Origin of the sequence: Streptomyces sp. NPDC058198 (assembly GCF_042882605.1) — a bacterium.
In the GTDB taxonomy this organism is placed as follows: Bacteria; Actinomycetota; Actinomycetes; order Streptomycetales; family Streptomycetaceae; genus Streptomyces.
Map to the genome: position 1 here is coordinate 138,506 of NZ_JBHVVP010000011.1, position 23,911 is coordinate 162,416.

Sequence of the window (23,911 nt, forward strand, 5' to 3'; positions counted from 1 at the left end):
GCGCCCACGCGGTGACGAACTCGGAGGCGACGGGCAAGGGACGGCCCGCCGCCTCCGTTCGCGTGTCGCCTTAGTTGGAGATCTCGATGTCGTCGATGAACGCGTTGAAGTCGCCCGCCGTGCCGCTCCGGTCGTAACCGACGAGGATCTTGGTGATGGTCTTCCCGTTCAGCCAGGTCCCGATGTCGCTCCGGATCTTCGTCCAGCTGCCGACCGTGCCCTTCGCGGCACCCGGATGCATGTCCACCCCGGTCGTGGTGGTCGCGGCGCTGTCCCTCAGCGTCGTCCCGTCGCTCAGGATCAGATCGACGGACACACTGCGGCCGCCCGCGTCCTTCGGCAGGAAGCCGTACGTCAGCTTGGTCGTCGCGGCGACCGGGATGCTGACGTCGAACGCCTGGAAGTACACGTACGAGTGGGCCGTCGACGGCGTACGGCCCTGGGCGCGCAGCGCGGACTGGCCGAGCTGATGGTCAGCGCCGGTGACGACGCCGAGGGTGGGGGCTCCGGTGCCACCGGGCCCCGTCACATTGAGCGTGCCGCCGCCGACCGGGGTGTTGGTCCAGGTCGGCTGGGCGTCGGCGTCCTTCTCCAGGCTCGTACGGAGGTAGACGGGGCCGGCCGAGAGCGGGATCGGCACCGTGGTGGAGAGCGGGTCCTGACCGGTGATCATGCGCGTCGCCTTGGCGGCCAGCCGCAGATAAAAGTCCGAGGAGACGAACTTGCCGTCGGCGCTGGTCGTCAGGAAGTACTGGTTGGTCGGGACCATCGAGGAGTCCTCGGCGGCCGGCGCGATGGCCGTGCCCTCGTCGTACTCGTCGAACATCGCGATGAACGCCTGCCCGACCCCGGCCTTGCGTACGTTGGCGGCCTGCTGCCAGAGGAAGTCACCGCCCTTACGCGGGATCTGGTTGCGCGAGCCGCCGTTCCAGTTGGACCACGCGAAGCCCGGGTAGATGACGGGCTGGTAGTCCTGTCCGTTCGCGTTCATCGCGTCCCGGTCGGCGGCCAGTTGGGGCGCGGTGTCCCCGATGGAGCCGACCATCCACGGCGAGAGCATGTTGAAGGCTTTGTAGACCGCGCCGAATCCGGGCTTGGCGTCGGTGTCGGTGCGCCAGCCGCGCGGGACGCCGCCGATCACGTAAAGGCCCTGGTCCTTGAACCACTTGACGATGCGCTCCGCCTGCGCGGCTGAGCCGGGGCGGTCGGCGAAGCCGAAGCCCCACAGCTCGACGACCGGCTTGCCGCCCTCCCTGGCGTAGGCGGGGGAGTCGGTGATCTTCATCGAGCCGTTGAGCGTATTGGTCCAGTCGTCCTTGAGGACCTGTTCCACATTGGCGTCGGTCAGCCCGCTGACGTCGTACTCGACGTAGAAGCCGCGGCCGTACTTCTCGGCGGCGGTCCGCACCTTGGTGGTGATGGCGTTGCGCTGGGCCGTGCGCGGCGAGGCGGGGTCCGCGATCTCGTTGCCGAAGCGCTGGAGCGCGGCGCCGTCGATTCCGTACTGCTGCATCCAGCTGAAGTGCTTGTCCACCACATCGGTGGGATACGAGGAGAAGAGCGTCGCGGGGCTGCCGTTGCCGAGCGGGGCGTACCCGGTCTGGAACGACGACGACGCGGCGTACTGGCGCATGTCGGGGTACAGCTCGAAGGACTGGTTGCCCGGGGACGGCTGCCTGCCGCCGGCCCAGTGTGTCCACTGATTGACGGGGGAGCCGTCGCCGGGGGCGGCGAACCAGCCCTGATAGCCCGCGTAGACCTTGTTCTTGACGCTGGGGGGAGCGAGGGCGGCGGCGTCGGCCTGGGGGACGTTGGCGGTGCCTGCCCAGAGGAGGCCTGAGACCACGGAGAGGGCGAGGGCGGTACGGAGGAATATCTTCCGGCGTCTGAGCACGATGCTCCCTTGGTTGGGGAGTGGGGGGACGCGGCGACAGTGCCCGCGCGCGACGCGAACGCGTCAGCATTTGTCAACGACACTCACAAATGCCGGAGTTGATGTCAATACTTCTGACGCCGACGCCCCCCCGGTGCCTGGTGTGCCGCGTGTGTCTCTGGGGCGGCGCGGGTGGTGCGGGTGGTGCGGGTGGTGTGTCTCTGGGGTGGTGCGGGGGGGGGTGATGCGGGCGGTGTGGGTGGTTCGGGTGGTTCGGGTTGTACGGGCGGCGCGGGTGGTGCTCGGTGTGTCAGGCGAGTACGCGGGCGAGCGCGAAGCCGTCGTACCCCTTGCTGCCCACCGTCTGCACCGCGGTCGCGGACAGCCGCGGATTGGCCGACATCAGCTCGATCATGCGCTGCGTGCCCCGCACCGCGGGCTCGGTGCTCGCCGCGTCGGCGACCGCCCCGCCCCGTACGACGTTGTCGACGATGATCACACTGCCCGGGCGTGTGAGCTTCAGCGCCCACTCCAGATAGTGCGGGTTGTTCGGCTTGTCGGCGTCGACGAAGACGAGATCGAAGGGGCCCGCCCCCTCTTCGGCGAGGCGTGGCAGGGTCTCCAGCGCGGCCCCCGTCCTGACCTCGGCGATCTTGTCGAGTCCGGCACGCGCCAGATTGGCACGGGCCACGTCGGCGTGGGCGGGGTCGTACTCCAGGGAGATCAGCCTGCCGTCCTCGGGCAGCGCCCGGCCCAGCCAGATGGTGCTGTAGCCGCCGAGGGTGCCGATCTCCAGGATCGTACGGGCGCCCTGGATGCCGGCCAGCAGATGGAGCAGCTTGCCCTGGTTCGGGGCGACGTTGATGGCGGGCAGGCCGGCCGCGTCGCTGGCGGCGAGGGCCGCCGAGAGCGCTTCGTCGCGGGGACGAGCTGATCGGTGAAGTAACGGTCGACCGCGTTCCACTGCTCCTGGGACATGAGGGCCTCTCATCGGTGGCGGAGTACCGGGTGCCGGGATACCGGGATACCGGGGTGCCGGGAACCGGGAAACCTGAGTTAGTTCCCGCCTGGAACATATCGCAGAGGGTAGGTGGGGTAGGTGGTGGTTCCCAGCCTGTTGTCACCGAAAGTCCGGAAGTCATGGGCGTTGAGACAAAACAGGGATGACAGTCAGGCGAAGAGGGGGTTGCCTGAGTCTTCTCGACGGGGCAGTGCGAGGCTCTATGCCCCAAGGACGGCGTTTTCGGACGGAGGGTCGGCGCGGCGTGGTGAATGCAGAGCACAGCGTGCACGGCGGTGCGGCGGCGGGTACTGCGGGAACCGGGCTCGGCAGGGCCCGGGCAGTTCTCTGGCTGGTCGCCGCCGTACTGGCGGTGAGACAGGCGGCGGCGGTGCTACGGCAGCCGCCCGGTGAACGGCTGACCGATCTGGGGACCTGGATCGGTGACAACGGTGTGCTGCATGTGACGGGTTCGCTGTACGACACCGGACAGTTCACCGGCACACCGTTCGCCGGCCTCGTCCTCAAACCGCTGGCACGCTCGGCCGAGCGGAGCCTCGGCATCGCGTGGACCTTCGGCACCCTGCTGCTCGTCGTCGCCCTCGGACTCGTCGTGGCCCGTGCCCTCCCGGGCCGCGTTTCGCGCCGTACCGGACTGCTGGCGGCGCCGGTCGCGATCAGCCTGCTCATGCTGTCCCTGCCGGTACGCAACAGCTTCTATCTCGGCCAGACCAGCATCATCCCCGTCCTGTTGGTGCTGCTCGGCTGCTTCGTCGTACGCGGTGAGCGAAGCTCCGGCGTCCTCATCGGCGTCGGCGCGGCCCTCCAGCCCGCCGTACTGCTCTTCGCGCCGCTGCTGTGGCTGACCGGCCGGAAGAAGGCCGCCGTCACCACCGCGGGCACCTTCGCCGGTGCCACGGCCCTCGCGTGGGCGGCCATGCCGGCGGACTCCTGGACGTACTGGGTACACCACGTGGCGGGCGCGGGCCTCGGCGAACGCCCGGACAACCTCGCCAACCAGTCCCTGCACGGCGCGCTGCTCAGGATCGGCCTCGAAGGGCCCCTGGAAGTCGCGCTCTTCGTCGTCCTGGCGGCGGTCGTCATCGCGCTCGGCCTGCGGCGCGCGGTCCGCTACGCCCGGGACGGACAGCTGCTGCTCGCCGTCGCGCTGACCGGCTGCGTGGCGGTCGCCGTCTCACCGACGGCCTGGCAGCACCAGCTGCTGTGGATCCTGCTGGCGCTCGTCGGCCGGGTCGGGACGCGGGCCGGGGACCGGCTGGTCTGGCCGGCGGTGGTGGTGCTGCTGATGACGCTGCCGGGGAAGATGATGCTGCCCAACATGGCGCCGCTGCACCCGATACGGGAGAACGTGCCGCTGATCGCGGCGCTGGCGGCGGCATGCGCGGTGCCGTTCCTGACGCGTACCTCGCCGTATTTCGAGAGACCGGTGCCGACCGAATACGCGCGGCCGGTGCCCGCGCGCTGGAGCCGTGTCCCGCTGGCACCGTTCTGGCGCCGGCTGCTCAGCCGCCCGAACCTGCTGCTCGAACTGCTCGTCATACGTGTCGGATACTCGGCCTACTCCCATATCCGCCTCGCCGCGACGGGCGGCCGCACGGCCGCCGAGGAGCACGGCCGTCAGATCATCTCGATCGAGCGGGCGCTCGGGATCGACATCGAGCACTGGGTCAACCACGCGGTCGTGAACGCGAAGTGGGCCGAAAGTTTCTTCAACTTCTACTACACGTCCTTCCACTTCGTGGTGCCGCTGTCGATCCTTGCTGTGCTGTACGTACGCCGCCCCGCGGACTACCGCTGGGCGCGCTCCTCACTCGGCTTCGCCACGGTCCTGGCGCTGATCGGCTTCTGGTTCTACCCGCTGGCCCCGCCGCGGCTGATGCCGGGGCTCGGCTTCATTGACACCGTGCACGGCCCGCAGGACCTCGCGAACCCGGACTACGGGGCGATGACGGCGGTCACCAACCAGTACGCGGCGATGCCCTCGCTGCACTTCGGATGGTCGCTGTGGTGCGGTGTGGTGATCGTGATCCTGGCGCCGAAGCTGTGGATGAAGCTGCTCGGTCTGCTGCACCCGCTCTTCACGGTGTGCGCGATCGTCGCCACGGCCAACCACTGGGTGCTGGACGCGGTGGGCGGCGCGGCTGTGGTGGGCACGGGCTTCGCGCTGACGTACGTACTGGCGGGCCGACGAGAGCTGCTGCCGGAGCTACGGTCGTCGGGGGATGGGGACGGGGATCGAGCGCGGACAGGGGCGCGGGGGCAGGCAGAGTCGCGGGCGAAGGCGGACCCGTTCCCGGAGGGGAAGCGGGCGACCGGCGGTGAGTCCGTCCCGGCGGGGTAGGGGCGGGGTTGTTGTCTGCGGGTGAGGGCCGAGGGGTATTCGGGGTGGGTCGGGTTGTGTGGTGTCGGGTGGGGCCGCCCCTTTCTGTGTGAGTGTCGCGGTTGCGGGTCGGGCGTCAAGGGCGCTCCTGCGTCGCGTCGGCTACGCCGATTCCGCTGCGCTCCACCCGTGACCCCCGTCCCTCCACCGCAAGTGACTCTTTGAGGGGGGCGGCCGGGGGAGGGTTCCCCGGGGAAGATCCGCTGTTTCCTGGGGCCCGTTCCCGGCCGCCAGGCCGGTGGGTGGTCTGCGCGGCAGTGGAATGGGGCGGCCCGGCAAGGCTTAGCGACCGACCACCGTCCGTGGCCGAGGCGCAAGCTGGTGTCTGAGCTCTGTGACCGCATGACACCTCAGAGGCGGGTACGAGAGACGCTCGATGCCCTGATATACACCCATTTGACCGGCCGATTGGATCCCCCGTCGGTCGGTCATGCGTCAGGGGGTGCGATTACGGGCTCTCCCGCGATTGGTCGTGAGGCGTGTTGGCCTGGAGGCTGGTGGTTGGTTCAGCAGGTCATCGGCAGACGGGCACGAGTTCGGTGCTCGTCCGGCGCTGGGTGGTGCGGTCGGAGACCGGGCCGGTGATCGCTCCACTGGCGGTGTTCGGCGTTGGCGTGTTCGACGCAGTTCCGGCGTGAGGACTGGTAAATCCGGGTGTCCCCCTACAGCCACTGCGCCGCCCCAAGCACCTGTACGCCGACCGAGGCTATGACCACGAGGTTTACCGGGACAAGGTCCGCCGGTTCCAGATCACCCCGCACATCGCCCGGCGCGGCACCGGGCACGGCTCCGGCCTGGGCGTCTACCGCTGGGAGATCCGCGACTCCACCACGCGTTCGTCACCCTCGGCTGCGCGGTCATCTGCTTTGTCGGGAATAAGGGCAGGCGATGCACCCCAGGAGATGGCCTGCTCGATGTGCCAGAACGCACTCATAGCAGCGGGCCCGCGCAGCCTCACATCCGGGATCTCAGCACGTCGACCTCACAGCCCGCCATGAACGGGTCGAAGCCGTGCTCGACCAGCCAGTGAACCACCAGCAGGCTTCGTAACGACCACCACGCGCGGATCACGTCGAGGTCGACGTCGGTGCCATAGCCGGCGACGACGTCACCGAGGTGCTCCTCGTGTCCGAGCGTGAGGGTGGCGAGGTCGTACAGGGGATCGCCCTGGCCTGCCTCGGACCAGTCGATGATGCCGGTGATCTCGTCGTCTTCGGTGAAGACGTGAGTGATCTGCAGGTCGCCGTGCGTGAACATCGGAGTCCACGGCCGGAGCGCGGCCTCGGCGACCTGGCGATTGCGGGTGACCAGGTCGGCGGGCAGGACGCCGTTCGTCACGAGCCGCTCGCACTCGCCGTCGAGATCCGCCGCGAGTGCGTCGAGGTCCCGGCCGGCCCCGCCGGGCCAGGGCGGCAACGGCGCGTCGTGCAACTTCCGGATGGCGGCACCCGCCGCGGCCCACGCCGCCGGGGACGCGGTCGACGGCTCGCCGAGGCGGCCGAGTGCCGTCCCCGGGACCGCGGCAATCGCGAGCACGGGCGGCTTGCGCCACAGGACCTCCGGGGTCGGGACCGGCGCCAGGGCCATCGCCTCGACCTCGACGTCGATGCGCGCCTGATCGGCATCCACCTTCAGGAACACATCGCCGACGCGCAGGGTCGCGCGCTCGGAATGGGCGACGACAACTTTGACCTCATCCATGGGCGACCAGTATCCCGGGGATGACCGTCTGCGTCGCAGGGTTTATCGCGTGCGATTGCGCGGCTACCCGGCGGCCTCATGCACGACACCGACCGCTGCCCGGGTCCTAATATTCCAGCTGTAGATCGTGATCTTGCTGGTCGGGGCCAGTGCGGATACGGGTGCAGCCACCGTTGATCATCGTGAGTTGTGTGGACTGACGATGAGACGGTGGCCGCAGGTCAAAGCATAGATACAGGCCGTTGGCGGCACGCGTTCGAGGCGGCCATGGGCCGTATTGCGGGCCGCTTCGCCCGGGTCGAACCCCGGCTGCGGGCCGGACGTTTGATGCTGGGGCTGCTGTTGGACCTGCCCCGCAAGAACTGCTGGACGATCGACGAGTGGGCGGGGGAAAAGTCCCCGCACGGCATGCGGCATCTGCTGTGCAGGGCGTCGTGGGACGCCGATGCGGTGCGTGACGATGTACGCGAGTACGTCGTGGAACATCTCCACGACGAGGAGGCGATCCTGGTCGTGGACGAGACCGGCGACGTGAAGAAGGGCACCCGTACCGTAGGGGTCCAGCGCCAGTACACCGGAACCGCCGGCCGGATTGAGAACTCCCAGGTCGCCGTCTATCTCGTCTCCGCCGGGGCACGGGGACACGCGGCCGTGGACCGGGAGCTGTACGTCCCCCGCTCATGGACCTCGGACCCGGACCGCTGTCGGGCGGCCGGGCTGGCCGAGGACACCGTCTTCGCGACCAAGTCGGAGCTGGCCCGCACTGTGATCGAACGGTTCCTGGACGCCGGGCATCGTATCGACTGGGTGACGGGCGATGAAGTTTACGGCGGCAACCCGAAACTGCGGGCGGCCCTGGAGGAACGCGGTCTGGGCTATGTCCTCGCGGTTGCCTGCTCGGCCGAAGTAGCCACCTCGCCTACTACCGCTGCCATTCCACCGGGCCGGCTCCGTTGCGCACCCTGGTCAGGACGGCGGGATCCAGATGGCGGGTGGAGGAAACCTTCCAGTCCGGGAAGGGGCTGGCCGGACTCGATGAACACCAGGTCTGCCGCTACCGTCCTGGAGCCGCTGGGTCACCCTCGCCATGCTCGCTCACGCCTTCCTCGCCGTCGTCCGCGCAGACGAGCATGCACGGCGCACTGGTTCGGACGACCCGGCCCCGCTGACTTGCAACGAGATCCAGCACCTGTTCCTCACCATCGTCGTCCGGCCACTGAACGACCTCGCTCACCGGATCGGCTGGTCCGACTGGCGACGCCGCCATCAGGCACGATCACAGGCCAGCCATTACCGTCGACAAGCCGCAGCCCAGACATAAAGATCACGATCTACACCCGGAGCACTAACCGATCTCGGCATGCATGGCGCTCCGCCGGAGCTCACTCGATCATGTGGAACATGAAGCCCCGGGAGCGTGCTCTCACGTCACGGCAACGAGCGTGTGAGCCAGACGACTTCACCGTTGTCTTCCGTGGAAACGTGATCCCGCTCGAACCCGAGCTTCTCAAGGACGCGGAGCGACGGTGTGTTCCACGCACCGACGGTCGACCAGAGCCGCTTCCGCCCGGTCGCGATAGCGGCATCGAGCACCGCGCCGGCCGCCTCGGTGGCGTAGCCACGCCCATGCGCGCGCTGGAACAGCTCATACGCGATTTCAGGCTCCTCTACGGTGGAGCGGCCGATGATCAGCCCGCAGTAGCCGATGAAGTCGCCTTCGTCACGGCGCTGGATGGGCAACAGGGCGATCCCCGTAGTCGCCGTCGCAGTGAGCAGCTCCGCGATGGACGTCTGGATGCGCTCAACCGTGGGGGTTCCCTTGCCGCGTTCGGAGAGGAGGACGCAGAACTCAGCGGCGTCCGACTCGGCCCATGGCCGCAGTATCAGCCGCTCGGTCTCAAGGTGGAACGGCATCGTCTCGTACGTAGTCATGCCCCCACTTTGCCCCACTGATCATCACGAACTACAGCTGGAGTACTAAGGGCTATTACTGGCGCGGCTCCGCGTAGCGGGCCCTTGCCTCAGGAGCCAGGCCAACACGCCTCACGACCAATTGCGGGAGAGCCCGTTGGGGCCCGTCTGGCGGATCATGGACGGGGCGTCTGGCGATCAGCTTTGTCCGTGCCGTACGGATCCAGGCTGGGCTCGCATGACCCACATGTAGCCGGCCAGACCAATCGATCCGCGCACCATGGCGTCAGCCCACGCCGGCAGGATGCTGCCCCAGGCGTTCCATCCCAGGCTCCAGAAGAGGAGCAGACTCAGTGCGCTTGCTACTACGACCGCGCTCCCGTACTTGACCAGTGTCGTGCGGCGTCTGCCCAGCCAGGCTCCCAAAAGCCCAGCCGGGATCTGCACCATCACATGGAAGCTTGCGCATGCCATCGGCACAACGAGGAGGAGGACCAAGGGAGAGTCCGCGGTGGGATCTCCTGGCGGGGTTGCGTAGGCGGCGTCCAGCATCCACAACGGCGGCACCAGGAACGTGAGCAGGAGTATGGCTCCGCTCAGATGCATAGCGCCGAGGTGCCGCAGTGCGGAATGTGAAGCCCTGACGCTTCGCCCTCTGACGCCATCGGTTCTCTCGCTCATATTTCCTCTCCCGTCGCCGTATGCATGGTAATCAGGCGGTTGCCCCGTCCTCGCACGGCCTAGCACGTCCCGCAGGGGAGTCGTCATGATCCGCCGCCTGTCGATTCGCGTTTCTGACTCACTCTGCTGCTGTAATGCGTGTCAGCAGATTCGAAAATCGAACCAACTTGGCCGGCGGGACAGGAGACCGACATGACGTCCGTGCTCATCACCGGCGCCTCCAGGGGCATCGGTCGGGCCATCGCGATCGAACTCGCCGCCCGCGGCCACAGGGTCGTCGCCACCGCCCGCCGGCCCGAAGACCTCGACGATCTCCCCGTCGACCAGCGTCTGCGCCTCGATGTCACCGATCAGAAGAGTGTGGATGAGGCCCTCCGTGCCGCCGGAGAGATCGACGTGCTCGTCAGCAACGCCGGCGCGACGGTCCGCGCGTCCCTGGAGAATGTGCCCATCTCCGAGGTCGAAGCCCTCTTCCAGCTCAACACCTTCGGCCCCCTGCGGGTGGTGCAGGGTGTGCTGCCCGCCATGCGCGAACGAGGCGCGGGCCGACTGGTTTTCGTCTCCAGCATCCAGGGCCGACTCGTGGTGCCGATCATCGGCCCCTACGCCGCCAGCAAGTGGGCATTGGAGGCGTTCGCCGAGACGCTGGCCGTCGAGGCAGGCCACTTCGGCGTCAAGGTGAGCATCCTCCAGCCGGGCTCCGTCTCCTCCGGCGCAGTCGAGCGCGCCAAGTCCTTCTTCACGGAGAACGACCCCTACACCCCCCTGTTCAAACAATTCGGCCCTCTGCGCGGCACGTCCATCTTCGAGACCATCACCCCCGAGGAAGTGGCCGCCGCGGTCGCCGACACGATCGAACAGCCCGATCCTCCGCTCCGCGTCCCGGTGGGCGCGCCCGCCAGGACCGCTCTGGAGGCCCGCAAAGCAGCACCGGAGGACGCTCCCTTCGTACCGATCGCACTCGACTGGTAGCCGCATTGCGATGCGTCAGAGGCGCCTCGCTGACGCGCCAACTTCCGCCCGCGCCTTGGGTCGGCTGCGCCGAGCACGCCAGCTCCACACCGTGTGCCCCACGGGAGCCACGGCGACAACGGCTGTAACGACGCGAATCGCGTTCCAGGTTATAGCGACAATCAGCCCTTGCGAGTCCGCCTCCGTGCTCAACCGCTCAGAGGTCTCAATGAAAGCGATCAACGGCACAAGCAGGCGGAACGGAAGGCCGGCGATACCGGGCGTTCGCGCCAGGTTTCCCACGAGCCCCACAGGCGCACCGAAGGCGAAAGCTGCTATTCCCCAGACCAGGATACTGGAAGCGAGGCCCTCCCCGGACCCGCCAGAGATAACGCGTCCGATCGGAGCAGCGGGGCTCAGAAACTTGAAGAGGTAGTACACGACCACGCCGATGGCCAACGCCGAAGAAGGCAGCAGTGCCGACTCAATCTTGGACCGGCGGGAATAACCCACCAGAAAGGCGAAACACGCCCACGACCATCCCCCGGAAAAGACAAGGGCCACGGCATGGCAAATCGGGTTATCGAATTTGCCTGCGAGCGGGCCAATTACACCAAGCGCCGCGCCCAGCCCGAGAGCTACCGCGACAGGCACGACAAGATCTCCTGTACTTCCGCGTCCGCCCACACCGTTGGGCAGTGATCCCGATCGGTGTATGAGCTTCGCCGAACGGCGGAGATGGCGTCAATACCGCTATCATCCAGGCGACTTGGCGTGATGGCGAGCACAACCGACATGGACGCGGCCAAGGACGCGCGCGGAACCTTTGCCCCGGCGGGTGAGATGTGCCGTGCATGAAGCCGATCAAGCCATCTAGTGCCGCACTAGTGCTCCAGCCGTAGATCGTGATCTCGATGGTGAGGGGCGCCGAGGCGACAGGTGGCCAGCGTCGATCATCTCGCCCGAGATCGCCCACGCCGTCGCGGGCGTCGGCTCCTTCTCCGTCTACCCGAGTTCACCGAGACGGAGGGCGTCCCTTATCTCGCTGAGCTTCGCGGTCGTTGCCGGGGTCCGCTCCTGCGCTTGTTCAGCGAGTTGTAGGGCATCGTCAATCTCGCTGAGCTTCACGGAGGACAGGACGGCCGCCCGCTCTATCAGGTCGTCCCGGGACACAGTGGTCAGCCACGTGCAAGGGGTGAAGCCTGGACGCGGGAACGCGAGCCGCAGCACGCCTTCGAACGGCAGACCTTCACTGGCGCCGACCATCACTTCGATGCCCAGACCGCTGATGTCGACGCCCGCCGGAGCGACGACCTGCATCACCCGGATACCGGACGTGTCGTCTCCCGACAGCAGTACGACCAGCCTCCGCTCGTCGAACTGGACCCACCAGACTTCGCCACGTTGCACAAGTCCTCCAGACATAGGATGGCAGGCAGACGCTGCGCGAGCCTGACGCGCTGTGGAGACGGGTGCGGCCACCGTTGATCATCGGTGTGTGAAGACTGAAGATCATGCGGTGGCCGCAGGTCACAGCGTAAACCCTGCCCGCTGGCAGGAGGCGTTCGAGGGCCTGATGAGCCGGATAGCGGGACAGTTCACGCGGGTCGAATCCCGGCGCCGGGCCCGGAAGTTGGTACTCGGCCTGCTGTCGGACCTGCCGCGCAAGAACTGCTGGACCATCGCCGAGTGGGCCGGAGACAGGACCCCGGACGGCATGCAGCACCTGCTCGGGCGGGCCAAGTGGGACGCCGACCAGGTCCGCGACGACGTAAGTGACTACGTGGTGGAGCATCTGCACGACGACGAGGCGGTGCTGGTGGTCGACGAGACCGGCGACGTGAAGAGAGGCACCGACACCGTCGGTGTCCAGCGCCAGTACACCGGCACCGCAGGCAGGATCGAGAACGCCCAGGTCGCCGTCTACCTGGTCTACGCCGGCCGCCGCGGGCACGCCGCGGTAAACCGGGAACTCTATGTTCCGCGTTCCTGGACCTCCGATCCCGACCGCTGCCGGGCCGCCGGCCTCGGTGACAATACGGAGTTCGCGACCAAGCCGGAGCTGGCCGCTCGCATGGTCACCTGATTCCTCGACGCCGGCCATCGGGCCGCCTGGGTCGCGGGAGACGAGGTCTACGGCGGCAACCCGAGGCTGCGCACCGCGCTGGAGGAACGCGGCACCGGCTACGTCCTCGCGGTGGCCTGCTCGCACGAAGTCACCACAGGCGCCGGGAGGTTTCGCGCCGACATGTTGGCCAGGAAGGTGCCCAAGAGGGCCTGGCAGAAGCTGTCCTCAGGGGTCGGAGCCAAGGGCCACCGCTTCTACGACTGGGCCGTCATCGACCTCACCGATCCCCGGCCCGGGAGCCGGCAGTTGCTGATCCGCCGCAACCGCAGCACCGGCGAACTCGCGTACTACCGCTGCTACTCGCCGGCCGCAGTGCCGCTGACCACCTTGGTGCGCGTCGCTGGATCAAGGTGGCGGGTCGAGGAGTTTTTCCAGTCAGGCAATGGCTTGGCGGCCTTGGACGAGCACCAGGTCCGCCGCTACCCGTCCTGGTCCCGCTGGGTCACCCTGGCCATGCTCGCGCATGCCTTCCTCGCTGTCCTCCGCGCGAACGATCACGAGGGTCATCCCTCGCCCGACGAGCTGATACCGCTCACTTGTGACGAGATCCAACGACTGTTCATCACGCTCGTCAACCGGACCGTCTTTGACCCTGTCCGCCGACTTCGCTGGTCCGTCTGGCGACGCCGCCACCAGGCCCGATCCCAGACCAGCCACTACCGGCGTCAAGCCGCTCAAGCATGAAGATCACGATCTACGGCTGGAGTACTGGGCAACGTTCGCCCTGTTGGCAGGCGATGGGTCGCCAAGACAGACTGCCCGGCATGGAGTTGATCGCACGGGGGCGGGACGCTGATGTGTTTGCCCTGGATGAGTCCAGGGTGCTGCGACGGTATCGGCACGAGGGGCGGCCGACCGATCTGGAGTCGCGCTTGATGACTCACCTGACTGCGTGTGGGTATCCGGTGCCGAAGGTGTACGAGGTCACCGATACCGACATGGTTCTTGAGCGGCTGACCGGACCGACGCTGCAGGAAGCGTTGGCCCGGCGCCCGTGGCGGGTGCGTGACCTCGGTCGAATGCTGGGCGGCCTCCACGATCGACTTCATGGGCTGTCGGCACCGGCATGGCTGCCCAAGCGGTTCGGCACTGCGGGTGATGACCGGGTGCTGCACTTGGATTTGCATCCGGGCAACGTCATTCTGACCGGGCGCGGCCCCGTGGTAATCGACTGGAGCAATGCGGGCGCTGGTGATCCCGCTGCCGATGTGGCGATGACCATGGTGACCGTCGGCAGCGCCGATGTCCCCGGGCTTGCCGCACGTCTGGGACGGGGTCTGCTTCTGCGAGCTGTCCAGGGCGGCTGCGGAACTGATCCCACCCCGCGGGTTCAGGAGGCGGTCAACGCCAAGCTGGCCGACCCGAATCTCACCATCACAGAGGTGGCGTGGTTGCGGAACCGTGCTGCTGTCTCTGCCGGTCCCTGAAACCGACGCGGACACGGGCAGTGGACCAGATCGCCGTGTCCTGCGCTGACGCGATGACTTGCCCACGGAGGGCCTGCGCAGGGTCGTCGACAGGGCGAACGTTGGGACACGTAACGCCCTGATATGTACCTATTTGCCCGGCTGATTGGATCCCCCAGCGGTCGGTCGTGCGTCAGGGGGTGTGTTAAACGGATCCTCGGGCACAAACGAGCCCTCACCGGCCCACTTTCGTCCCACATGTCACACCCACCCCACCACCCACCCGGCTCAGACACCAGCTTGCGCCTCAGCAACGGACGGTGGTCGGTCGCTAAGCCCTGCCGGGCCGCCCCATTCCACTGCCGCGCAGACCACCCACCGACGCGAGGTCGGCAAAGGACCCGGGCCCAGAACTGAGCCCCCCGGGGAACCCTCCCCCCGGCCGCCCCCCACTTCCTTCACTTGCGGTGGAGGGGCGGGGGTCAAGGGTGGAGCGGAGCGGAATCGGCGTAGCCGACGCGACGGAGGAGCGCTCTTGATGCCCGGCCCGGAGCCGCGACACTCACACAAGAAGGGGCGGCCCCGCCCGTCATTGAACGGCCCGGCCCGCCTCGGGTACCCCTCGGTCCTGAGCCGCAGACGGCAGCTCCCCGCCGTTGAGGACCGGGTCCTCGAAGGTGGCCTCCGCGTCGAACGCGGCCCGTCGGGTGGCCCGGCGTAGTGCCTTGAGCACCGTGGCGCCGATGGTGAGGGTCAGTACGACCGTGAGCACGGCCCGCCCCAGGTCCCAGCCGAACGAGGTCGCCGCGCAGTACGCCAGGAAGCGGACCACGTTGTCGTGGACCGGATTTCCGGGATGGAAGGAGATACCGGTCGAGAGCCCGCCGATATACGTCCACCCCTGCAGATTCATGATCGTGCCGTACGCGAACGCCGCGCACGCCCCGTACAGCGCGAGCATCAGCAGCTCGCCGCGGCCACGCAGCCGGTCCGGCCCCGGCAACAGTCCGGCGCCCATCGTGAACCAGCCCATGGACAGCATCTGGAACGGCATCCATGGCCCGACCCCGCCGGTCAGCAGCGCCGACGCGAACATCGTGACCGAGCCGAGGACGAAGCCGAACCCCGGCCCCAGGACCCGGCCGCTCAGCACCATCAGGAAGAACATGGGTTCCAGTCCCGCCGTGCCCGCCCCCAGTGGTCGCAGCGCCGCCCCGACGGCGGCCAGTACCCCCAGCATCGCGACCGCCTTGGCGTCCAGCCCGGAATCGGCGATGGTCGCGACCACGACGGCCACCAGCAGGGGGAGCAGCGCGGCGAAGAGCCAGGGCGCGTCCTGGGAGTGCGCGAGACCGGACGGGGAAGCGGCGAGCAGCGGCCAGCCGAAGGCGATGATCCCGATCGCGCTGACCAGGGTGAGGGCGGCGACGGAGCGCGGACCGAGCCGTACGGCGCGAGCCTGCGGTACGCCCACGTCGGCAGCGTCGGCAGCGTCGGCAGCGTCGGCAGCGTCGCCCGCGTCGCCCGCGTCGCCCGCGTCGCCCGCGTCGCCCGCGTCGGCAGCGCCGCCCATGTCGCTCGCGCCGTCCGTCCTCATCGCGACTCCTCCGCCACGGCGAGCGCCGTACGGACCTGAGTCACCGTCAGCCACTCCTGCGGGGCCATGATCTTCGCGACCTGCGGCGCGAAGGCCGGGGACGACACCACCACCCGGTGCGTCGGGCCGTCCGCCACGATCTCGCCGTCGGCCAGGATCACCACCCGGTGTGCCAGCTCCGCGGCCAGTTCGACGTCATGCGTCGCCAGGACGATCGCGTGCCCCTCGGCCGCCAGCGCCCGCAGCACCCCGACGAGACGGCCCTTCGCCGCGTAGTCCAGGCCGCGCGTCGGCTCGTCGAGGAGCAGCAGCGGAGGCCGTCCGGTCAGGACGACAGCGAGCGCCAGCGCCAGCCGCTGTCCCTCGGACAGATCGCGCGGATGCGTCGTGTCCCGTACATCGGGCAGCAGCTCGCCCACCAGCGCCCGGCAACTGCCGGGCGCCGCGCCCGCGTCGCCGTCCGCCGCCGCGCACTCGGCGGCGACCGTGTCGGCGTACAGCAGATCGCGCGGCTCCTGCGGTACGAGACCGACCTGACGGATCAGCTCGCGCGGCTGCGTACGGTGCGGGGTGCGGCCGCCGACGACCACCGTGCCGGAGGCGGGCTCGACCATCCCGACCAGGGTGCTCAGCAGGGTGGACTTGCCCGCCCCGTTACGGCCCATCAACGCGATCGTCTCGCCCGGCGCGACGGTGAGCGAGACCCGGCGCAGCGCCTCGATCCGGTCGCGCCGTACGCCGAGGTCCTTGACGACGGCGAGAAACTCGGGGTCGCCGGATACCGGGACGGCCTCGCGGCGGCGCAGCAGCCTGGCGAGCGAGCCCCGGGGTGCCGGCCCCCCAGCGCCTGTATTGATGCTGCTACGAGCGCCCGCACCACCGCCGGCCACCAGCAGTGGTTCTGTCACCGCCAGCCGCTCCCGCAGCTCCGCCGCCCCGCGCCTGGCATCCCGTACGGACAGCGGCAGCGGCTGCCAGCCGGCCAGCCGGCCCAGCGCCACCACCGGCGGATACACCGGCGACACCGCCATGATCCGTTCCGGATCCCCGACCACCGGCGGCTCCCCGGGGCCGGGGAGCAGGATGACCTGGTCCGCGTACTGCACCACCCGTTCGAGCCGGTGCTCGGCCAGCAGGACGGTCGTGCCGAGGTCGTGCACCAGCCGTTGCAGTACCGCGAGCACCTCCTCGGCCGCCGCCGGGTCGAGCGCCGAGGTCGGCTCGTCCAGCACCAGCACCTTGGGGTGCGGAGTCAGTACGGAACCGATCGCGACCCGCTGCCGCTGACCGCCCGAGAGCGTGGCGATCGGCCGGTCGCGCAGCTCGGCCAGCCCCAGCAGATCGAGCGTCTCCTCGACCCTGCGCCGCATTACGTCGGGGGCGAGACCCAGCGACTCCATGCCGTACGCCAACTCGTCCTCGACGACGTCGGTGACGAAGTGAGCGAGCGGGTCCTGCCCCACCGTGCCCACGAGGTCGGCGAGTTCGCGCGGCTTGTGGGTACGGGTGTCGCGGCCGTCGACGGTGACGCGGCCGCGCAGTCTGCCGCCGGTGAAGTGCGGGACGAGGCCGGAGACCGTACCGAGCAGCGTCGACTTGCCGACCCCGGACGGCCCGACGAGCAGTACGAGTTCGCCCTCGGGCACGGTGAGGTCGACCCCGCTGATCGCGGGCGCCGGGGCATCGCCGTACGTCACCGACACCTGCTCGAACCGGATCACGGGGTCGTCTCCTTCGACGCGGAAGCCTGCGGGGGCGCCGTGGGCGCCGTGGGCGCCGGGCGCGTCGACGGCGCCGTGGGCGCTGCGGGCTTCGTCGGGGCCGTGGGCTTCGTCGGCGCGCTCGGCACGGGCGCGATGAACGCGGGCAGCAGACCGATCAGCGCCCCCGCCGCCGGCCACAGCGGCAGCGTCGGCGCCACCAGAGGTACGACACCGGGGTGCAGCGCCTCCGGATCCACGGCGCCCGCCCGGATCATCAGCGCCGCGACGGCCGCGCCCGAACCGGCCACCAGCCAGGCGCGGACGCCCCAGCGGTCGGGACGGTAGCGGGTACGGACGGAGCGCCGGCCGCCGAGCCGCAGCCCGGCCAGCGCCGCGGCGAGCCCGGCGGCCAGCAGGGGCAGCCCGTATCCGGCGCCCTGTGCGGCGAGCAGTCCGTACGATCCGGCGCACACCCCCAACAGCCCGCCGAGCGTGAGCGCGGTGGTGGTATGCCGTACGGCGGGCGGGACCTGGGCCGTACGTCCGTATCCGCGGGCGTCCATCGAGGCGGCGACGGCGACCGACCGTTCCAACGCGCCTTCCAGGACCGGCAGTCCGATCTGCAGGATCGCCCGCACCCCGCCGGTGGGACGGCCGCGCAGCCTGCGGGCGGTGCGCAGCCGCAGCACATCGGCGACCATGTTCGGCGCGAAGGTCATCGCCACGACGACGGCGACCCCGGCCTCGTACAGCGCGCCCGGCAGCGACTTGAGCAGCCGGGCCGGGTTGGCGAGCGCGTTCGCCGCGCCCACGCAGATCAGCAGTGTGGCGAGCTTCGCGCCGTCGTACAGCGCGAAGACCAGCTGCTCGGCCGTCACCCGGCCGCCGATCCGTACGCCCCGCGCCCAGTCGGGCAGCGGCAGTTCGGGGAGGGTGACCAGTACGTGCGAGCCGGGGATCGGCGAACCGAGGAAGGCCGAGAACAGCAGCCGGATGACGATGACGGCCAGGCCGAGCTTGACGAACGCGCCGTACGAACGGGCCCAGGGCGCGTCGGTACGGCGAGCCGCCACCACATAGCCCGCGACGCCGACCAGCAACCCGAGCAGCAGCGGGTTGCTCGTACGGGAGGCGGCGGCGGCCAGCCCGAGCGCCCACAGCCACCAGGCCCCGGCGTGCAGGGCGTTGGAGCGGTTCGCCTCGGGCGCGCGGAGCGCGGAAGAGCGGTTCGCGGTATGGGGTTTCGCGGTGCGGCGGCTTACGGAACGGCGGCTTACGGTCCTGCTCATCGCGTCCGGCTCAGCCGCGCCGGCGGCGGGCCTGCCAGAACCCGGCGGCGGCGAGGACGATCACGGCGGCGAGGCCGCCGAAGACGCCGACGAAGGGGCCGCCGCCGTTACTTCCGCCGTCGCTTCCGCCACCGTCCGCACGAGCGGAGCCGGAGGGCTCGGACGCGGCCGAATCCGCGGTCGTCGGCGTGGCCTTCGAAGCGGGCTCCGAGCCCCCGTCTCCACCTGGCACCGACACCTGATCCCCGCAGCCCGAGGCCGGGTAGCCGGAGATCGCGCAGAGCAGCGCGGCGCTGTTGTAGCGCAGCGGCTTCGCCACCACCGCGAGGGCATCCGCGGCGGTCGCGTCCTCGCCGACCCGGGCGCACCCGGCCCGGAGAGCGGGCGGAGTCTCCCCGTCCGGGGCGTCGGCCGGCGTACCGGAGTCGATGACGACCGCGATCCGCTTGCGGCCGTCCTCGGCCGGGGTGTCACCGCAGACCGCCTCGAAGTCGGGGGTTCTGCGTGGCTTGGCCGCGTCCCCGCTGTCCTCGCTCACCGAGAAGCGGAAGCCGCGGACAGCGCCGTCGGCGGGCCGCGCCGTCGCGGGCCCCTGGGTGGCGTAGGTCCACTTCCCGCCGCCGCTCTCCCAGAACGACCAGTAGCGGTAGCCGGCCGCTTGCGCGTTCCCGGCGCCGAACGTGAGGACGGCGGCGAAAGAAAGGAGGAGGACACAAAGGGCACAGACGAAAGCGGACGGAGCGGACGGAGCGAACGGAGGCCGGATCCGGGTGCGGATCACGGCTGCTGGGTCTTCCTGCGGCTGTTGATCACAAAGCCGATCGCGACGCAGCAGACGATCAGACCGATCCCGATGCCCCACAGCGTGCCGCGTCCGGCCCCCGCACCGGTCCCGCTCTCGGCGGTGGCCGGTGCCGTCGCGGCCACCACGGCCTTCGGCGCGGGACCGGTCGCGTTCAGCCGCTGTACGAGGTCGATGCCGCCGAAGTTGTGCGGGTCCGTGTCCGTCGCATGGGCGGCGAAGATCAGCTGGGCGTAGGCGGCCGGCCCGTTCTCCTGTGCCCAGGCACCGGAGTTCTCCTTCAGCCACTCCAGGGCGCCGGTCGCCTGGTCCCCGTATCCGGAGGCCATCAGGGCGACGACGGCGTCCGCCGTGTTCCCGACGTCGGGCAGCGGTGCGCTGTCGTCGGCGCCGGGCATCGGCGGCAGATCGAGATGGCCGGTCGCCGCGAGCGCGGACGCCAGATAGGCGGCGCCGTTGCGGGCCGCCCGCTCGGGCGCGAGGTCCGCGGTCTTCTCGCAGGACGGCGCCGGGCCCGCCTCCACCGGCGCGGTCACCATCCGCTTGCCGACCCCGCCGAGCACGGCCGCCGCGGTGGCGTCGTCATTGGCGCTCAGCTTCCCGGCGGCGTCCGGCTGGTACGCGAAGGCTCCGGCGTCCGCTCCCGGATCGCAGGGGATCGAGAAGCTCACCAGCGCGTCGTAGGCGTTCCTGCCCTCCGGCGACCGTATCGAGCTGGGGCGTATGCCGGCGACGGTCAGCGCGCCTATCACGAGGGAGGTGGAGTTCGCGTCGCTCGGCGTACCGGGGCTGTAGCTCCAGCCGCCGTCCTTGTTCTGTACGGACCTCAGCCAGTTCATCGCCTTGTCCATGGGAGCCCGTTGGCCGCCGAGCGTGGAGAGCGCCTGGACGGCGGCCGCGGTGGCGTTGGAGTCGACCATGGTCGTGGCGTCGCACGGTGTGGTGGGGTCGGCGCGGTACGCGGGGAAGGCGCCGTTGGCGCACTGCTGTCCCTTCAGCCAGGCAACGGCCTGGTTCGCGGGCCGGACGCCCGCCGCGAACTGTCCCAGCATCGCCAGCGACTGCCGCCACACACCGTCGTACGTGGGGTCCTTGTCGCCGTACAGCCCCGGCGGGATCACGACCGGCGGGGGCGAGGAGGGCGAGGCGGAAGGAGCGTCGGACGCGGCCGGCGAGGGGGAGGCGGAGGAGGACGGCGAGCCGGCGGGATTCACATCGCCCCCCGCGACAGCGGCCGGAGCGACGGCCACGCAGAGCACGGCGGATGCGGCGAACGCGGCCGAGCTGCGGCGAACGGTGGTCATGGCGGGGTGGGCCTCTCCTGCGGGAGCCGGGCGCAGGCACACTCAGGCACCAGACTCCGGCCTCGTATACCTCGACGATGCCGGCCACCGGCGGTTTCCGATGGCACGAGCCGGTCACGACCGCGTACGGGGCATTCCGGCTCCCCGCCTGCGAGGGCGGGCTCACGGCTGCGGGTCAGCGCCGGATTCGCACCGGCTTCCCCCCGTACGGACATGATGACGACGCGCTCACTCTACCGGCCCGTACCAGACCGCTCCCCTGGGCGGGCGGCCCGAGGCGGACGGGGGTACGGGCGGGTGCTTAACTCGCCTACTGAGCAGGGAGGTTGTGGGCCGGCGAAGGAGATAACGATCAGTGGGTCCATCGCCCCGCCACCCGGCAACCTGGTTAAATCCGGCGAACGGTTGGTAAACACTTGTGCTTTGGGTCGTACCGCCTCTTGTTGGAGCCCGGTCTACGCGCGTATCTTGAGCCGACTTTCAGGCTTCGCGCACCTCTCCTCCACGCCGCGTCCACATGAATCACGTGCGGGAACACACGGGGAACGCACGGGGAGCGCGTGAGAGAACACGCGACAGATCACGCGACACAACATGCGACGCAACACGCAACACGCGACAGAACGCACAAGAAGGACCAGAAGAAGGACCAGAAGAAGTCCCGCACGCAGGTCCGCAGGCTGGTCCGCAGGCTGGTCCGCAACACGTCCCGCAAGAGAAAGAGCTCACCGTGCCCCCTTCCATACCCCCGGCCCTGCGCGGTCGGCGCGGCAGATTCATCGCGCTGGCGCTCCCCGTCGGCCTGGCCGGATCGTTCGTCGTGCTCCCCTTCACCGCACAGGCGGCCCCGTCCCCGGACGCGGTGATCGCCGAGGTCTACGGCGGCGGTGGCAACTCAGGTGCCACCCTCACCAGCGACTTCATCGAGCTGGGCAACTCCGGTGACGGTCCCTTCGACCTCACCGGCTGGTCCGTGCAATACCTCAGCGGCGCGCCCACCCAGAGCTCCAAGTGGCAGGTCACCGAGATCACCGGTGCCATCCCGGCGGGCGGCAGCTACCTCGTCGAGGAGGCCAAGGGCACCGGCGGCGACACCGCCCTGCCCACCCCGGACGCGACCGGCGCCATCGCGATGTCGGCGAGCAGCGGCACCATCGCGCTCGTCCACTCGACCGCCCCGCTGACCTGCGTCACCGCCGCCGACTGCGCGGCGGACGGCAGCATCAAGGACCTGGTCGGCTTCGGCACCGCCCTGGTACGGGAGACCTCGCCCGCCACCGGCGCGGGCAACACCACCTCGGTCGCCAGGAACGGCGCCCTCGCCGACACGGACAACAACTCCACCGACTTCGTCGGCGGCACCCCGAGCCCCCGCAACAGCGGAGGCACGGGCGGCGGCGGCGAACCGTCGCCCACCCCTTCGCCCACCGACACCACCCCCGGTGAGCTGCGCATCCACGACATCCAGGGTGCCACCCGGATCTCCCCGCAGGCGGGCAACACCGTCACCAACGTCCCCGGCGTGGTGACCGCCGTACGCTCCACCGGCTCCTCGCGCGGCTTCTGGTTCCAGGACACCACCCCGGACAAGGACCCGGCCACCAGCGAGGGCGTCTTCGTCTTCACCGGCTCGGCCACCCCGCTGGTGCGGGTCGGCGACTCGGTCCTGGTCTCCGCGAAGGTCACCGAGTACTACCCGGGCGGCGCGAGCGCCGGCGGGCAGTCCGTCACCGAGCTGACCGGCCCGACGACCACCGTGCTGTCCTCCAGCAACGCGGTGCCCGCGGCCGAGCTGATCGACTCCAAGACGCTCGCCGAGTCCTACGCCCCGAAGGTGCAGGGGCTCAACATCGAGCCGCTCACGCTGAAGCCCGCCAAGTTCGCCATGGACTGGCTGGAGTCCCGCGAGGGCACGCTGGTACGGATCGGCGACAGCCGCGTGGTCGGCGCCTCGAACTCGTACGGCGAGACCTGGATCACCACCAAGCCCAAGCAGAACCCGACGCCCCGCGGCGGCACGATCTACACCTCGTACAACGACGTGAACTCGGGCCGTCTCCTGGTCGCCTCGCTGACCGGCGACAGCCTCGCGGCCAACGTGGGTGACACCCTCGCCGGCCTGACCGCCGGCCCGCTGGACTTCGCCAACTACGGTGGCTACAACATCCAGGCGACCGTCATGGGCAAGGTCACGTCGGGCGGGCTCAAGCCGGAGGTGGCGAAGAAGGCCAAGTCCGACGAGCTCTCGGTGGCCACGTACAACGTGGAGAACCTCGACCCGACCGACCCGCAGGCCAAGTTCGACCGGCTGGCCGAGGGCGTCGTCACCAACCTCGCCACGCCGGACATCCTGAGCCTGGAGGAGATCCAGGACAACAACGGCGCCAAGGACGACGGTACGGTCGCAGCAGACCAGACCCTCGCCCAGTTCATCGAGGCCATCAAGAAGGCCGGCGGCCCGACGTACGACTGGCGCTCCGTCGACCCGACGGACAAGGCCGACGGCGGTGAGCCGGGCGGCAACATCCGTAACGTCCTCCTCTTCAACCCGAAGCGGGTCAGCTTCGTGGACCGCCCGGGTGGCGACGCCACCACCGGCGTCAAGGTCGTCACCAGCGGCAAGCACGGCAAGGACATCTCCCTGTCCGCCTCCCCGGGCCGCATCAACCCCACCTCGGACGCCTGGACGAACAGCCGCAAGCCGCTGGTCGGTGAGTTCACCTTCCGCGGCGAGCAGGTCTTCGTCATCGGCAACCACTTCAACTCCAAGGGCGGTGACCAGCCGGTCCACGGCCGGTTCCAGCCCCCGACGCTGAGCTCCGAGACCCAGCGCCTGGCCCAGTCCAAGGAGGTCCACAGCTTCGTCGCCGGGCTGCTCCTCAAGGACATGAAGGCCAAGGTCGTCGTCCTCGGTGACATGAACGACTACCAGTTCTCCAAGCCGCTGACCGCCCTCACCAAGGGCAAGGTCCTCATCGACCTGATCAACACGCTGCCGGAGAACGAGCGCTACAGCTACGTCTACGACGGCAACTCGCAGACCCTGGACCACATCCTGGTCAGCCCGGCCATCAAGAAGCCCGGGTACGACGTCGTCCACATCAACTCGGAGTTCTCCGACCAGACGAGCGACCACGACCCCCAGGTGGTCACCATCCGCTGAC

14 protein-coding genes, 3 pseudogenes and 1 riboswitch are annotated in these 23,911 nt (G+C 69.5%); of the genes and pseudogenes, 6 read left to right on the forward strand and 11 right to left on the reverse strand.

The window, feature by feature from the left end; translation table 11 throughout:
- Window positions 1-70 precede the first annotated feature (70 nt).
- Together ACFVWW_RS28155 and ACFVWW_RS28160 are read right to left on the reverse strand one after the other, a co-directional pair.
- Window positions 71-1,894, reverse strand: coding sequence for a glycoside hydrolase family 71/99-like protein (locus ACFVWW_RS28155; protein WP_384183716.1), 1,824 nt, complete (start codon window positions 1,892-1,894; stop codon window positions 71-73).
- Window positions 1,895-2,183: 289 nt separating this feature from the next.
- A pseudogene (locus tag ACFVWW_RS28160) lies at window positions 2,184-2,851 on the reverse strand (O-methyltransferase).
- 287 nt (window positions 2,852-3,138) lie between these two features.
- Here ACFVWW_RS28160 and ACFVWW_RS28165 point away from each other — a divergent pair.
- Window positions 3,139-5,235 (forward strand): bifunctional glycosyltransferase 87/phosphatase PAP2 family protein, encoded by a 2,097-nt coding sequence (locus tag ACFVWW_RS28165; RefSeq protein WP_386877439.1) that lies wholly within the window; start codon window positions 3,139-3,141, stop codon window positions 5,233-5,235.
- A 993-nt stretch (window positions 5,236-6,228) separates the two neighbouring features.
- Here ACFVWW_RS28165 and ACFVWW_RS28170 read toward each other — a convergent pair.
- A complete protein-coding gene (locus ACFVWW_RS28170) occupies window positions 6,229-6,975 on the reverse strand; it encodes a phosphotransferase family protein (RefSeq protein ID WP_386877438.1) in 747 nt (248 codons plus the stop codon).
- Window positions 6,976-7,242: 267 nt separating this feature from the next.
- Between ACFVWW_RS28170 and ACFVWW_RS28175 the strand changes: the two are divergent.
- Window positions 7,243-8,296: pseudogene (locus ACFVWW_RS28175) on the forward strand (IS701 family transposase).
- Window positions 8,297-8,403: 107 nt separating this feature from the next.
- Here ACFVWW_RS28175 and ACFVWW_RS28180 read toward each other — a convergent pair.
- Window positions 8,404-8,907, reverse strand: a complete 504-nt coding sequence (locus tag ACFVWW_RS28180) for a GNAT family N-acetyltransferase (protein WP_384183703.1) — start codon at window positions 8,905-8,907, stop codon at window positions 8,404-8,406.
- An 852-nt stretch (window positions 8,908-9,759) separates the two neighbouring features.
- Between ACFVWW_RS28180 and ACFVWW_RS28185 the strand changes: the two genes are divergently transcribed.
- Window positions 9,760-10,539 carry an SDR family oxidoreductase gene (locus ACFVWW_RS28185; protein WP_386877437.1) on the forward strand — a complete coding sequence of 260 codons (780 nt, stop codon included), beginning with the start codon at window positions 9,760-9,762 and terminating at the stop codon, window positions 10,537-10,539.
- 15 nt (window positions 10,540-10,554) lie between these two features.
- On the opposite strand, the gene ACFVWW_RS28190 is transcribed toward ACFVWW_RS28185, so the two are convergent.
- Both ACFVWW_RS28190 and ACFVWW_RS28195 read right to left on the reverse strand, forming a co-directional pair.
- Window positions 10,555-11,172: a hypothetical protein gene (locus tag ACFVWW_RS28190; protein WP_386877436.1), complete on the reverse strand. Its 618-nt coding sequence runs from the start codon at window positions 11,170-11,172 to the stop codon at window positions 10,555-10,557.
- A 351-nt stretch (window positions 11,173-11,523) separates the two neighbouring features.
- Window positions 11,524-11,928 carry a type II toxin-antitoxin system PemK/MazF family toxin gene (locus ACFVWW_RS28195; RefSeq protein WP_384183697.1) on the reverse strand — a complete coding sequence of 135 codons (405 nt, stop codon included), beginning with the start codon at window positions 11,926-11,928 and terminating at the stop codon, window positions 11,524-11,526.
- 166 nt (window positions 11,929-12,094) lie between these two features.
- Here ACFVWW_RS28195 and ACFVWW_RS28200 point away from each other — a divergent pair.
- Window positions 12,095-13,330 (forward strand): annotated as a pseudogene (locus ACFVWW_RS28200) (IS701 family transposase).
- A gap of 80 nt (window positions 13,331-13,410) precedes the next feature.
- Complete coding sequence (locus tag ACFVWW_RS28205; RefSeq protein ID WP_386877435.1) at window positions 13,411-14,073, forward strand: phosphotransferase; 663 nt, start codon at window positions 13,411-13,413, stop codon at window positions 14,071-14,073.
- A gap of 568 nt (window positions 14,074-14,641) precedes the next feature.
- On the opposite strand, the gene ACFVWW_RS28210 is transcribed toward ACFVWW_RS28205, so the two are convergent.
- From ACFVWW_RS28210 to ACFVWW_RS28230, 5 genes are read right to left on the reverse strand one after another with little or no spacing between them, the layout of a single operon-like run.
- Window positions 14,642-15,649 carry an ECF transporter S component gene (locus tag ACFVWW_RS28210; protein ID WP_386877434.1) on the reverse strand — a complete coding sequence of 336 codons (1,008 nt, stop codon included), beginning with the start codon at window positions 15,647-15,649 and terminating at the stop codon, window positions 14,642-14,644.
- Window positions 15,646-17,370, reverse strand: coding sequence for an ABC transporter ATP-binding protein (locus tag ACFVWW_RS28215; RefSeq protein WP_386877433.1), 1,725 nt, complete (start codon window positions 17,368-17,370; stop codon window positions 15,646-15,648). The genes ACFVWW_RS28210 and ACFVWW_RS28215 overlap by 4 nt, the downstream gene beginning before the upstream one ends.
- On the reverse strand, window positions 17,367-18,641 hold the full coding sequence (locus ACFVWW_RS28220) for an energy-coupling factor transporter transmembrane protein EcfT (protein ID WP_386877432.1): 1,275 nt from the start codon (window positions 18,639-18,641) through the stop codon (window positions 17,367-17,369). The genes ACFVWW_RS28215 and ACFVWW_RS28220 overlap by 4 nt, the downstream gene beginning before the upstream one ends.
- A gap of 10 nt (window positions 18,642-18,651) precedes the next feature.
- On the reverse strand, window positions 18,652-19,422 hold the full coding sequence (locus ACFVWW_RS28225; RefSeq protein ID WP_386877431.1) for an SCO2322 family protein: 771 nt from the start codon (window positions 19,420-19,422) through the stop codon (window positions 18,652-18,654).
- On the reverse strand, window positions 19,419-20,747 hold the full coding sequence (locus tag ACFVWW_RS28230) for a prenyltransferase/squalene oxidase repeat-containing protein (protein ID WP_386877430.1): 1,329 nt from the start codon (window positions 20,745-20,747) through the stop codon (window positions 19,419-19,421). Before ACFVWW_RS28230 ends, ACFVWW_RS28225 begins: the two co-directional genes overlap by 4 nt.
- Window positions 20,748-20,876: 129 nt before the next feature.
- Window positions 20,877-20,950, reverse strand: a riboswitch (cobalamin riboswitch).
- 527 nt (window positions 20,951-21,477) lie between these two features.
- Here ACFVWW_RS28230 and ACFVWW_RS28235 point away from each other — a divergent pair.
- Complete coding sequence (locus ACFVWW_RS28235; protein ID WP_386877429.1) at window positions 21,478-23,910, forward strand: lamin tail domain-containing protein; 2,433 nt, start codon at window positions 21,478-21,480, stop codon at window positions 23,908-23,910.
- Window position 23,911: the final 1 nt, after the last annotated feature.